Annotated in this window: 13 protein-coding genes; 3 read left to right on the top strand and 10 right to left on the bottom strand. The window is 37.2% G+C overall.

The genetic code is table 11. The features are described from left to right. Window positions 1-552, bottom strand: a 552-nt coding sequence (locus HMPREF2613_RS00405; RefSeq protein ID WP_070478153.1) for a ComF family protein, incomplete at its 3' end; no start/stop codon positions are given. Further along, entirely contained in the window at window positions 549-1,847 is a 1,299-nt protein-coding gene (locus HMPREF2613_RS00400; RefSeq protein ID WP_070478151.1) for an ATP-dependent helicase ComFA, read from the bottom strand. The genes HMPREF2613_RS00405 and HMPREF2613_RS00400, both read right to left, overlap by 4 nt. A 56-nt stretch (window positions 1,848-1,903) precedes the next feature. Here HMPREF2613_RS00400 and HMPREF2613_RS00395 point away from each other — a divergent pair, with 56 nt between their 5' ends. From HMPREF2613_RS00395 to cysK, 3 genes are all read left to right on the top strand, one after another. Continuing rightward, on the top strand, window positions 1,904-2,539 hold the full coding sequence (locus tag HMPREF2613_RS00395) for a YigZ family protein (RefSeq protein WP_033682509.1): 636 nt from the start codon (window positions 1,904-1,906) through the stop codon (window positions 2,537-2,539). A gap of 15 nt (window positions 2,540-2,554) precedes the next feature. Next, window positions 2,555-2,998, top strand: coding sequence for a PH domain-containing protein (locus tag HMPREF2613_RS00390; protein ID WP_000863906.1), 444 nt, complete (start codon window positions 2,555-2,557; stop codon window positions 2,996-2,998). A gap of 96 nt (window positions 2,999-3,094) precedes the next feature. Beyond that, complete coding sequence (cysK, locus tag HMPREF2613_RS00385) at window positions 3,095-4,021, top strand: cysteine synthase A (RefSeq protein WP_070478149.1); 927 nt, start codon at window positions 3,095-3,097, stop codon at window positions 4,019-4,021. Between the two features lie 125 nt (window positions 4,022-4,146). Here cysK and tsf read toward each other — a convergent pair whose 3' ends face one another. The 8 genes from tsf to HMPREF2613_RS00345 form a co-directional block, all read right to left on the bottom strand. Beyond that, entirely contained in the window at window positions 4,147-5,187 is a 1,041-nt protein-coding gene (gene tsf / locus HMPREF2613_RS00380; protein ID WP_049491122.1) for a translation elongation factor Ts, read from the bottom strand. Window positions 5,188-5,264: 77 nt separating this feature from the next. Next, window positions 5,265-6,044, bottom strand: a complete 780-nt coding sequence (gene rpsB, locus HMPREF2613_RS00375) for a 30S ribosomal protein S2 (protein ID WP_000268469.1) — start codon at window positions 6,042-6,044, stop codon at window positions 5,265-5,267. Between the two features lie 356 nt (window positions 6,045-6,400). Next, on the bottom strand, window positions 6,401-7,612 hold the full coding sequence (locus tag HMPREF2613_RS00370; protein ID WP_049491227.1) for an aminoacyltransferase: 1,212 nt from the start codon (window positions 7,610-7,612) through the stop codon (window positions 6,401-6,403). A 206-nt stretch (window positions 7,613-7,818) separates the two neighbouring features. Next, window positions 7,819-9,057, bottom strand: a complete 1,239-nt coding sequence (gene pcsB / locus HMPREF2613_RS00365; protein WP_004269801.1) for a peptidoglycan hydrolase PcsB — start codon at window positions 9,055-9,057, stop codon at window positions 7,819-7,821. Window positions 9,058-9,151: 94 nt separating this feature from the next. Then, window positions 9,152-9,646 (bottom strand): rod shape-determining protein MreD, encoded by a 495-nt coding sequence (mreD, locus tag HMPREF2613_RS00360; protein ID WP_070478147.1) that lies wholly within the window; start codon window positions 9,644-9,646, stop codon window positions 9,152-9,154. Continuing rightward, window positions 9,646-10,464, bottom strand: coding sequence for a rod shape-determining protein MreC (gene mreC / locus HMPREF2613_RS00355; RefSeq protein WP_070478146.1), 819 nt, complete (start codon window positions 10,462-10,464; stop codon window positions 9,646-9,648). Before mreC ends, mreD begins: the two co-directional genes overlap by 1 nt. Window positions 10,465-10,522: 58 nt before the next feature. Then, window positions 10,523-11,317 (bottom strand): energy-coupling factor transporter transmembrane component T family protein, encoded by a 795-nt coding sequence (locus tag HMPREF2613_RS00350; RefSeq protein ID WP_020902295.1) that lies wholly within the window; start codon window positions 11,315-11,317, stop codon window positions 10,523-10,525. Then, window positions 11,310-11,955: ATP-binding cassette domain-containing protein (locus tag HMPREF2613_RS00345; protein ID WP_070478142.1), on the bottom strand; the 646-nt coding region annotated here is incomplete at its 5' end. The genes HMPREF2613_RS00350 and HMPREF2613_RS00345, both read right to left, overlap by 8 nt.

Below are 11,955 nucleotides of genomic sequence, written 5' to 3'. Positions count from 1 at the left end.
TTTTTTAGGAATAGTGACTCCACTTTTGACAAAGAAAGGAAGTTCTGTTGCCAAGCGTTCTGAACGATTTTTGGAAGAACTGGCCCGCTCTTCTCTCTTCTCTAGTAAGTCTTGAAAAGAGAACCCTGCTGCTTCAACTAAACCTTCAACCTGGTTAAATCCCCTCTCGAGCAATCTTTCAGGACTTAGGGGAATTACAACAAATTGATACTCTTTGTACTTTTTTAACTCCTCACTTAAAACTGAAGCAAAGACTTTTCTTAAAATGAAGTCTCCATCAAACTTATACCGACTGAAAAAAACCTTCATAGCTTGATTGTAAATAAAAATCGCTCTATGACTGACTTCAACTCCTTCTTTACACCAAAATTGACAATCTTGACACTTTGTTGACAATCCTGTTTTCATACAGTTTGGACAGTTCTCTTCTCCAATCCTATCAAAAGTAGAATCACAATCTAAACAAAGACAGGAGGCATCATTCTTCAGAAGTAAAAGACTACTGAAAGTTAAAACAGCCTTCATAGTCTGCCCACATAATAAACACTTCATAGACCCGCCTCCTTATTCATCTGTTGAATTTCCCTAATTGCCTTTTTGATTGAAGTATTTAACCCGTCATGGAAGAAAAGCAAATCTCCTGTCGGTCTATCCATGCTTCGTCCAACTCGTCCACCAATCTGAATCAAACTAGATTTGGTAAACAGATGATGGTTGGCCTCTACTACAAAAACATCCACACAAGGGAAGGTAACTCCACGCTCCAAAATTGTAGTACTGATAAGTATTGTCAGCTCTCCATCTCGAAAAGCTTGTACTTGCTCTAATCGATTTTCTGTGATAGAAGATACAAAGCCAATTTTCTCATTGGGAAATTGCTCCTGTATAATTTCTTTTAACTGTTCCCCTTTCTTAATTTCTGAGGCAAAAATGAGTAACGGATAACCTGTCTTTCTCTGCTTCTCAATATAAGACTTTAACTTTGGTGACAAACACTTCTTCTCTAAATAGCGATTAAAATCGGATAACCAGACGGGTTTAGGAATAATCAACGGATTTCCATGAAATCGTCTTGGCAAGCTCAATCGTTTTAGTTCTCCTATGCGAACCTTCCTATCTAACTCATCGGTAGAAGTTGCTGTTAAAAAGATTCTCAAGCCATTCTTCTTTACACTATTCTTGACAGCATGGTAAAGCGTAGGGTTGTCAACATAAGGAAAGGCATCTACTTCATCCACTATTAGCAAATCAAAAGCATGATAAAATTTTAACAGCTGATGAGTCGTTGCAACAACTAGTGGTGTTCGAAAATATGGTTCTGATTCTCCGTGTAGTAAAGCTATCTCGCAGGCAAAATCATCTTGCAGTCGCTTATACAGCTCCAAACACACATCGATTCTAGGGCTGGCCAAACAAACTGCACCACCTTCATCAATCACTTTGGCCACAACTTGGTAAATCATCTCTGTCTTTCCAGCTCCTGTTACAGCGTGAACCAAGGTTGGTTCCTGCTTATCTACCGCTTGAATCAATCCCTTTGACACCTTCTCTTGAAAAGGAGTTAATTGACCACGCCATTTAAGAACATCTTGCTTCGGAAAATCCTCCTGTGGGAAATAGTATAAAGTTTGATCACTCCTAACTCTCTTCATAATTAAGCACTCCCGACAATAGTAAGCACCGATTGGCAAATACCATTCATATAAAATAGCACTATCACAACGTTGACAGAAAAGTTTCCCTTTCTCCTTTCTCATTGCTGGAAGTTTCTCCGCCAACTGACGTTCCTCTTCTGTTAATTCATTCTCCGTAAACAACCGACCGAGATAATTTGGATTTACTTTCATACTTCTTTATTCGTAAAAACCTAGCGCTTTAGATGATTTTTTAGTACAATTAAATCATGGAATTTAGAACAATTAAAGAGGACGGACAAGTCCAAGAAGAAATCAAAAAATCCCGCTTTATCTGTCATGCCAAGCGTGTTTATAGCGAAGAAGAGGCTCGTGACTTCATTACTGCCATCAAGAAAGAGCACTACAAAGCTACTCATAACTGCTCTGCCTTCATTATTGGGGAACGTAGTGAAATCAAACGTACAAGTGATGATGGTGAGCCCAGTGGGACTGCTGGCGTTCCCATGCTTGGGGTACTAGAAAATCACAATCTTACTAATGTCTGTGTAGTAGTGACACGCTACTTTGGAGGCATTAAGCTAGGCGCTGGAGGATTGATTCGTGCTTACGCCGGCAGTGTTGCCTTAGCTGTCAAAGAAATTGGCATCATTGAAATAAAGGAACAAGCTGGCATTGCTATTCAAATGTCTTACGCTCAGTACCAAGAGTACAGTAACTTCCTTAAGGAACATGATCTCATGGAACTTGAGACAAACTTTACAGATCAAGTCGATACAATGATTTATGTTGATAAAGAAGAAAAAGAAAATATTAAAGCTGCACTTGTAGAGTTTTTTAATGGAAAAGTAACTTTAACTGATCAAGGTTTACGAGAAGTTGAAGTTCCTGTAAACTTAGTGTAAACAAAGGAGAAAAATATGGCATTTGGTAAATTCATTCAAGGACTCGCTGGTAACTTTAGCGAGCAAAACAAAGAAACTCTTATCAAAGAATATGGACAATATCTACTAGAAAATGAAGAAATTCAAAGTGGATATAAACTGATTCGTGACTCAATTATATTTACAAATATACGTATTATCTTTACAGATAAACAAGGTGCTACCGGTCGTAAGATGTCTATTAAATCAATCTTTTTGATGAACATTGTTAACGTTGAAATGGAAACTGCTGGAGCAGGTATAGATGATAGTGAAATTACTATTACTTATTTAGAAAATGTCTTTCTAAAAGCACATAATGAGCATTTTAATGCTCATAAATTTGAATTCCCTAAGAAAACGGATATCATTCCACTTTACACCTATTTATTAGAATTAGCTTATCACAATCGCTTGAAAATTAACGGCTTAGACCTTTGATATAAAAAAATCCTATCACTTCGATAGGATTTCTATATTTTACAAATGGTATAGATAGCGTTATACTAGAAATATCTTATACAAAGAGGTATTCATATGTCTATTTATAACAACATTACTGAATTAATCGGTCAAACTCCGATTGTTAAACTCAACAACATCGTGCCAGAAGGGGCTGCTGACGTCTATGTAAAGCTTGAAGCATTCAACCCTGGTTCTTCTGTAAAAGATCGTATTGCTCTTAGCATGATTGAAAAAGCTGAACAAGACGGTATTCTGAAACCAGGTTCTACAATTGTTGAAGCAACAAGTGGAAACACTGGTATTGGACTTTCATGGGTAGGTGCTGCTAAAGGGTATAAAGTCGTCATCGTTATGCCTGAAACTATGAGTGTAGAACGACGTAAGATTATCCAAGCTTATGGTGCTGAACTCGTCCTAACTCCTGGTAGTGAGGGAATGAAAGGCGCTATTGCTAAAGCTCAAGAAATCGCTGCTGAACGTGATGGTTTCCTTCCTCTTCAATTTGACAATCCAGCTAATCCAGAAGTACACGAAAGAACAACAGGAGCTGAAATACTAGCTACTTTCGGTAAAGATGGACTAGATGCCTTTGTTGCTGGAGTAGGTACTGGTGGAACGATTTCTGGTGTTTCTCATGCACTCAAGTCAGCAAATTCAAACATTCAAGTTTATGCAGTGGAAGCTGATGAATCTGCTATTCTATCTGGTGAAAAACCTGGTCATCACAAAATTCAAGGTATATCAGCTGGATTTATTCCTGATACACTGGATACAAAGGCTTATGATGGTATCGTTCGTGTAACGTCAGACGATGCTCTAGCACTCGGCCGTGAAATTGGTGGAAAAGAAGGTTTCCTTGTAGGGATTTCTTCAGCTGCAGCTATCTACGGAGCAATTGAAGTTGCCAAGAAATTAGGTACAGGTAAGAAAGTCCTTGCTCTAGCACCAGATAACGGTGAACGTTATCTCTCTACAGCACTCTATGAATTTGAAGTGTAGTCTCCTAAATACACTTGGCCCTTATTATAGGGCTTTTTATTTATACCTTAAAAGTAGGAACATCTCCCTATAAAGATTGACTGCATAGAAAAAAGGAAGCAATTTAGCTTCCTTCCTTTTTATTATTAGTTATTCAAGGCTGCTGCCATTGTAGCTGCAACTTCAGCTTCGAAGTCGTTTGCAGCTTTTTCGATACCTTCACCAACTTCAAAGCGAGCGAACTCAACTACTGAAGCGTTAACTGATTCAAGATATGCTTCAACTGTCTTGCTGTCATCCATGATGTATACTTGTGCAAGAAGTGTGTAAGCTTGGTCAACTTTAGTGTTGTCAAGCATGAAGCGGTCCATCTTACCTGGGATGATTTTGTCCCAGATTTTTTCTGGTTTGCCTTCTTCAGCCAACTCAGCTTTGATATCAGCTTCAGCTTGAGCAATCACTTCATCAGTCAATTGAGCTTTTGATCCATACTTCAAGTGTGGAAGAGCTGGTTTGTTAACCATTGCACGACTTTCGTTGTCTTGGTCGATAACGTGGTTCAATTGTGCCAACTCATCTTTAACGAATTGCTCATCCAATTCTTTATAAGAAAGAACTGTTGGTTTCATCGCTGCGATGTGCATTGACAATTGTTTAGCAAGTGCTTCGTCTCCACCTTCAACAACTGAAATAACACCGATACGTCCACCATTATGTTGGTAAGCACCAAAGTGTTGTGCATCTGTTTTTTCAATCAATGCAAAGCGACGGAATGAGATTTTTTCTCCGATAGTTGCTGTTGCAGATACGTATGCAGCTTCAAGAGTTTCACCTGAAGGCATTGTCAAAGCAAGTGCTTCTTCATTATTAGCAGGCTTTCCTTCAGCAATAACTTTAGCTGTAGTATTTACCAATTCAACGAATTGAGCGTTTTTCGCAACGAAATCAGTTTCAGCGTTTACTTCAATAACTGCTGCAACATTACCGTTAACATAAACACCAGTCAAACCTTCTGCAGCAACACGGTCAGCTTTCTTAGCTGCCTTAGCCATACCTTTTTCACGAAGCAATTCAATCGCTTTTTCGATGTCACCGTCTGTTTCTACAAGCGCTTTTTTAGCGTCCATAACACCGGCACCAGATTTTTCACGCAACTCTTTTACAAGTTTAGCTGTAATTTCTGCCATTTTGATTCTCCTATATTTTTTAAAAATAGGAGAGCCGGGCTAAGCCCCGCCCTCCTAGGTAATACTATTTATATAAATTAAGCGTTGTCGCCTTCTACAACTTCAACGATTTCTTCGATTGAATCTGCTTGAGCTTCTGAAGCTACAAACTCTGCTTCAACTGCTACTGCATCTTCACCTTGACGTCCTTCGATGATAGCGTCAGCCAATTTAGCTGTAATCAATTTAACAGCGCGGATAGCATCATCGTTAGCTGGGATGATTACATCGATATCATCTGGATCAGTATTTGTGTCAACCATCGCTACAACTGGAATTCCCAATTTTTTAGCTTCTTTAACAGCGATTTGCTCTTTATGTGGGTCAACTACGTACATCACATCTGGGATACGAGGCATATCTTCGATACCACCCAAGAATTTTTCAAGACGTGCACGTTGTTTGTTAAGAAGTGCAACTTCTTTCTTAGGAAGAACTTCGAAAGTTCCATCTTCTTCCATACGTTTGATTTCTTTCAAACGAGCGATACGTTTTTGGATTGTTCCCCAGTTTGTAAGAGTTCCACCCAACCAACGGTGGTTGATGAAGTATTGACCTGAACGTACTGCTTCTTCAGCAACTGCATCAGCCGCTTGTTTCTTAGTACCAACAAACAATACAACTGCATCGTTAGCTGCTGCATCACGCATGAAATCGTATGCTTGGTCTGCGTATTTTACAGTTTGTTGCAAGTCGATAACGTGGATTCCGTTACGCTCAGTGAAGATGTACTTAGCCATCTTAGGGTTCCAGCGACGAGTTTGGTGACCAAAGTGTACACCAGCCTCAAGAAGTTGTTTCATTGAAATTACTGCCATGAGTATTTCTCCTTTTTGTTTTTTTCCTCTTCTTAACTTCAACTCGCAAAACGACCCAAGGGCAACTGTTTCACAATTCATCAAGAATGAGTATTATCGTTCACACGACAAGTTTCATTTTACCATACTTTTCCAATATTTTCAAGTGATTTTAGTAGATTTTTAAAGTAGATAGTTTCTGCTAACTTCTCAAAGTAACTTCCACTTGGATGGCCAAAGTGGAAATTAGTTTGGGAATTTAGCATTAAATTACTAATAAAAACTCTAAATTTAAAGCATCCCAACATATACTGCTGGGATGCTCTAATAGCTAAATTTTTTAAAATTTAATATAGTGGCAAAATCATTAGTTTATTTTATCTACTTCGAAGTTTCTTACGAATTTTATAAGCTAGATTAAACAAAAAATATAATGAACTAGTTGGATAATTAAACTCACCAGCAAATTCCTCGATAGTAGGATTAAACTTGGATTTAAAGTTAATTAACCCACCCTCTAAATTGTTTTCAATTCCACCCATATTATGAGTCTCAGCCCCTCGTTCAAAAGAATGTTGAGCTGTCTCAAACCATGTAGGAATAGCAGGTTGATAGTGTTTAAATTCTTCATTCATTCCAGCATATAAGTTCTCAGAAGTTTTCCCAAATTCGATAGTTAAAGTACCAGACAATGGGACAATACTATCCCCTCTGTCAATATGGTTCTTAAGAAAAGAAATTTCTTCCTTTAATCGTTTTCTCTCTTGCTGATTCTCTTTTATTTTACCTTCTTTCGTTTTATCTGTAAACTTCTGCGCTGTTTTTAGATTCTTTTCGAATTGTTGCTCAACTTCTTTCAGTCTATTAGGTAGATCTAAATAGCTCAGTGTGATAAAGGAGTGATCAGGATAAGTATCCAGTAACTTCTGATAATAATCTTTGCCTCGTAAACTGATATTCTTGCGAGACTCTGTTTTCTTCATTAAAAATGAAAATTCATCTAATAAATCAAGTCCACCAAATTTTACTTCTAATCCTTTATTTCTTGCAGTTCGGATGGCCTGTCTAGTAGACTTAGAAAGTTGATCCAGTGAGAAATTTTCTTTATGAATATTAGCTTGAAAACGTGGTTGTATATTTTCTGCCATATCCTTTGTTAAGCCTGTCCAATAAACTTTATTTTTTTTCAGTTCTTCGACAATTGCTAAAGCCATAGAATTTTGGACAGTTTCTTGGTCAATAAGACCTCTACTGATAAATAAACTTGGGTCAAATTTAACCATTATTGCATGGCTTTTTTTAGCAAGTTTTTTCAACGTTAAAAGAACAAATTTCAGAAGTTCTTTATCTTCATAGTCAATTACTGGACCTCGTGGAATATAAAACATAGAAAGTCCTAATGGTAGCGGCTGAATTAAGATATTTGCTACTCCAACTAATTGATTATCTTTATAAAAGCCAACTCTCTCGTTCCCCCAAGTATCCTTTATCTTGGACCAATCACTACTCTGCAATAAATTTCCTTGAGGATGATTTTCTAAAAATAAATCCCACTCTTTAGCATCAACATTTATTTTATACCTAAACATAACTTCAACACCGACTCCCTTAGAAACCATTTTTTATTAACATGCTACACTCGTACTAAATCTCTACATTTCATTTTACTTTAATTAAATAATTATAAAAATAGAAAATAAGTTCAAGTAATTATATAATGAAATTAATTTTTCCAGCACTATACAAAGGGTGAGATTAATAAGATCTCACCCTTTGTATAGTAATAATCAGTATATTAGTTTGGATAAATGTATCTTACAGTACCTCTTGATGCTGTCGGATTAAACCATCCACGATAATTTCCGATTGGTTGAGTTCCACTTCCATCATAGTTACACTCAGAAACTTGAATACGAGTTGATGATTCAACTGCTGTAACAACTGCTACGTGACCGTATCCTCCATCATCCCAACATGCAATCGCGCCAACTTGTGGTGTAGAACCTGTACGGAAACCTGCAGCTGCTGCACTTGCAGCCCATTGACCGCCATTACCCCAGTAATCACCAGCCCATGGTGCTAAAGTTTTTACTCCCCATGTACATTGACCTACAGGATAGCTTGATGCATTTGTACTGTATGTCGGATGTTGTTTCACTGGTGCAGGAGTATAGCTTGTTGATTCCGCTGAAGCACTACTTGAAGATGATTCAGACGAACTAGATGACGAAGAAGTAGTTGATACTGCTTGAACTTCTGCTGTAAAAGTTGTATTCCCAGAAGCAACGACTTTTTGTTGTTGACTTGCTTGTTTAGCTTTATAAGCTGCTTCTGCTTCTGCAGCTGCTTTAGCTTCTGCTTCTGCTGCAGCTTTTTTCTCAAGTAAACTTGCTTTTTCATCCTCTGCAGTAGCCTTTTCAGCAGCAAGATTCAATTCTGCAGCTTTCAACTCAGCTTGTTTTGTAGTTAATGATTGAGCATCATCAGCTAGTTTTTGCTGATTTGCAATAACTGTATTAATTGCATCATTATTTGCTACTTGTTTTTCAGAAATAGCTTTTTTATCTGCTTTTTGTTGTTCCAACATTTTGTTGTTTGCAGATACGATTTCACTCATTGCAGCAACACGTGAAATAGCTTCTGTAATTGATTTTGAGTTTACAATTGTATTAATGTAATTTGTTGCAGCTCCATTTGTTTGAGCACTACGAGCTTGTTTTTGTAATGAATCATTGCGAGATACAATATTCTTAGAAAGTTCTGTAATTTCACCCTCAAGCTTTTTAGATTCTTCTTGTAGTCTATCATTTTCAGATTGCAAGTTTGATTGCTCTGTTTGAATAGCAGATACTTGCTCCTGAACTTGATCAACTTGTTTTTGAGCTTCTTGTTGTTGTGCTGTTAAGTTGCTAATTTTATTATCTTGAGCAGCAATTTTGTCATCAGTAGTTTCTGCATGCGCAGTTGTTAAAACAGCTGCTTGAGAAACCATTACTGTACTTAGTAAAAGCGACGCTAAGATTTTTTTCTTCATATTTCGTAGATACTCCTTCTTTTAAAGACATTACTAGTATACCAAAAAAAGGCCTAATGAATATTACGCCTTTGTTACATTTTTATTTCTTTCTTTATAGGTAAAATTTTTCAAAAATAAACTGAAAAGTAATCATCCATATAAGGTTCAAAATCATTGATGGTACTAAACTATAGACTATGAACAAAGACATACTATCCACAGTTAAACCTACCACTATTGCAAGTATATAAGCTCCCATCTCAAATAGAAAAGTCATGACAATAATTGCCAGCATTCTCGTCCAACGATTCAATAAAATAACACTATTAAATTTATGGAGAAATGCCCCCAACAAGACAAATAACAGAGTCGCAATCCCTATCAAGTGGAAAAAGTAAATGTCATAAACCAAACCCACTACAAAACAATAGGCTAAATAGAGATACTCTGATACTTCAATCGTCTCAAATAAGAGAAACAAAAATAGAAAATGACTAGCTAACAGCACGTGGGGAAATAATGAGCCCAAAAGCTGGCTAATATGGGCATCAATTAGAACAAAGAAAGGAAGCAATAAAAACACTCCAACCCGCTTCAGCTGTCTCATTATGAATTCCCCACTAATTCTATCACACTCACATTATGAGTATCTGCACTCAATTTAACAGTTACTTCTCGTGTCAAATAGTCCGTGCTATGCGTTGTAGCAACCACTTCACCAACAGGAATATCAGCAACATTAAAGTTTCCTAATCCACCAGTGGTCACCTTATCTCCTGCACTAATATCGCCACTACTATTTAATTGACTAATTTTGAGAACTTCATTTTCCTTGTCATAGCCAACAATAATCCCATAAATTGTAGTAGAACCATGTTGAATTTTAACAGAAATCTTATCAGCATTTTCCGTATTTGTCAGAAGGTTGACCATAGTAGAGTTGTCCTCCACTTTTGAAACACTCCCAATCAAACCACCATTTGCAATGGCTAACATATTCTCAGAAACCCCTTTTGATTTGCCTGCATCCAGGGTCAATTCCTGCTTCCAAGATACTGGAGAACGCATAATAACATCTGCTGCTAAAGTCTTTGTAGCTTGCAATTTGGACTTCATATCAAGCAATTGGCGCAGTCGCTCATTTTCTGTCTTTAAACTTTCCGCCTCATTTGATTTAACTTCTAATTGGTAAATTTGTTTCTTCAAACTTTCATTTTCATTATATGTTCGTGTCAAATGAGCCAAATCTGATTTGACAGAATCAAACCACTGAAAAGGTTTTTGTACAACTCTATCAACCAATGAGATTCCATCTCCTAATTTTGTCACAATTGTACTTGAATAAGTCGTCGCTAAGAGAGCTGACACAAGCAGAACAATGACAAAAACAATAATGACATATTTTGATTTTTTAAAACGGTTCATATCCCTACCTTTATATCAAAAACTGTTACAGTAATTTTTTATGAATTCCTGAAAGCTACTAAGATTTTAAGAAAAATAAGCAACAACCAAGTACGATAATAACAAGAATGGTCAGCGTATCCTTTCGTGTCCATTTCAGTTGTCGATATTGACTTCTGCCTTTCCCCCCCTGATAACCACGCGCTTCCATAGCAATAGCCAAGGAATCTGCACGTTTTAAACTTGTCGCAAAAAGAGGAATCAAAATGGGAATCATAGCCTTCACCTTTTGAACAATGCTTCCTTCACCAAAATCCACTCCACGCGCTTTCTGTGCATTCATAATCCGCGTCGTATCATCCATTAAGGTCGGAACAAAACGCAAACTCATAGATAGCATTAAGCCAATTTCATGAACTGGAACTTTCACACGCTTTAAAGGTGCTAATAAAGCTTCAACAGCTGATGCCAAACTTAAAGGCATGGTCGTTAAAGTTAACAAAGTTGAAAAGAAAATAATCAATACAAAGCGACAAAAAATAATTCCAGCTTGTTGCAAAGCATAATCTGTGATTCTCACAAATGAAAACTCAAATAAAACATTCCCATTAGAAATGAAAAACAGTTGAAAAATAGTTGTGAAGGCAATCAAGAAAAACATAGACTTCAAGCCCTGAATAAAAAATGAAAGAGATACTCCTGACAAGGCAATAAATATCCCTGTCGCTATAAAAAGAATTAGATTCGTCAAGGGATTATTAGCCCAAAAAACGATTAAAATCAGTAGCATCATAGCAAGCAATTTGCTACGTGGATCCAATCGGTGAACAATCGAATCCCCTGGGATATAACGCCCCAAAATCATACTATCCATTTAGCGACTCCTTGAACTCCTCTATCTTAATCGGTAATCGTTTAAATGACACGCCTCTATCAGCCAATCGTTTACAAAAAGCTGTAATTTTAGGTACTCCCAACTGAACTTCTTCCATAAAAATAACATCTTGAAAGACATCACTAGGTTTACCAAACTTAACTAAACGTCCCTTTTCCATCACATATACCTGGTTCGCATATTCAGCAACATCATCCATCAAATGTGTTACTAAGACAATTGTCATCCCTGACTGATGGAGTTTTTTGAACAAATTCATCAGCTCTTTTCTTCCCAGGGGATCTAGGCCTGCTGTGGGCTCATCTAAGACTAATATGGCTGGTTCCATGGCAAGTATGCCTGCAATGGCCACACGTCTCATTTGTCCACCTGATAGCTCAAACGGACTACGATTAAAAAGTGATTCATCAATTCCAACCAAAGCCAGTTTCTCACGCGCAATCTGCTCCGCATCTTCTTCAGAAACTCCAAAATTTTGCGGTCCAAAAGCAACATCCTTCAAAACCGTTTCTTCAAAGATCTGATTTTCAGCAAACTGAAATACCAAGCCAACCTGTTTTCTAATTTGACGAATGTCTTTATTTTTAGAAGTCGATGTGATTAAGGTATCAAAAACC

Source organism: Streptococcus sp. HMSC070B10 (assembly GCF_001808665.1).
In the GTDB taxonomy this organism is placed as follows: Bacteria; Bacillota; Bacilli; order Lactobacillales; family Streptococcaceae; genus Streptococcus.
Note: the sequence above shows the minus strand (reverse complement) of the source record. Positions and strands in the feature narration are given on the sequence as shown.

Excerpts from the sequence above, each read along its gene's own strand:
- HMPREF2613_RS00400 (WP_070478151.1), bottom strand. The coding sequence starts at position 1,847 with ATGAAAGTAAATCCAAATTATCTCGGTCGGTTGTTTACGGAGAATGAA.
- HMPREF2613_RS00395 (WP_033682509.1), top strand. The coding sequence starts at position 1,904 with ATGGAATTTAGAACAATTAAAGAGGACGGACAAGTCCAAGAAGAAATC.
- HMPREF2613_RS00390 (WP_000863906.1), top strand. The coding sequence starts at position 2,555 with ATGGCATTTGGTAAATTCATTCAAGGACTCGCTGGTAACTTTAGCGAG.
- cysK (WP_070478149.1), top strand. The coding sequence starts at position 3,095 with ATGTCTATTTATAACAACATTACTGAATTAATCGGTCAAACTCCGATT.
- tsf (WP_049491122.1), bottom strand. The coding sequence starts at position 5,187 with ATGGCAGAAATTACAGCTAAACTTGTAAAAGAGTTGCGTGAAAAATCT.
- rpsB (WP_000268469.1), bottom strand. The coding sequence starts at position 6,044 with ATGGCAGTAATTTCAATGAAACAACTTCTTGAGGCTGGTGTACACTTT.
- HMPREF2613_RS00370 (WP_049491227.1), bottom strand. The coding sequence starts at position 7,612 with ATGTTTAGGTATAAAATAAATGTTGATGCTAAAGAGTGGGATTTATTT.
- pcsB (WP_004269801.1), bottom strand. The coding sequence starts at position 9,057 with ATGAAGAAAAAAATCTTAGCGTCGCTTTTACTAAGTACAGTAATGGTT.
- mreD (WP_070478147.1), bottom strand. The coding sequence starts at position 9,646 with ATGAGACAGCTGAAGCGGGTTGGAGTGTTTTTATTGCTTCCTTTCTTT.
- mreC (WP_070478146.1), bottom strand. The coding sequence starts at position 10,464 with ATGAACCGTTTTAAAAAATCAAAATATGTCATTATTGTTTTTGTCATT.
- HMPREF2613_RS00350 (WP_020902295.1), bottom strand. The coding sequence starts at position 11,317 with ATGGATAGTATGATTTTGGGGCGTTATATCCCAGGGGATTCGATTGTT.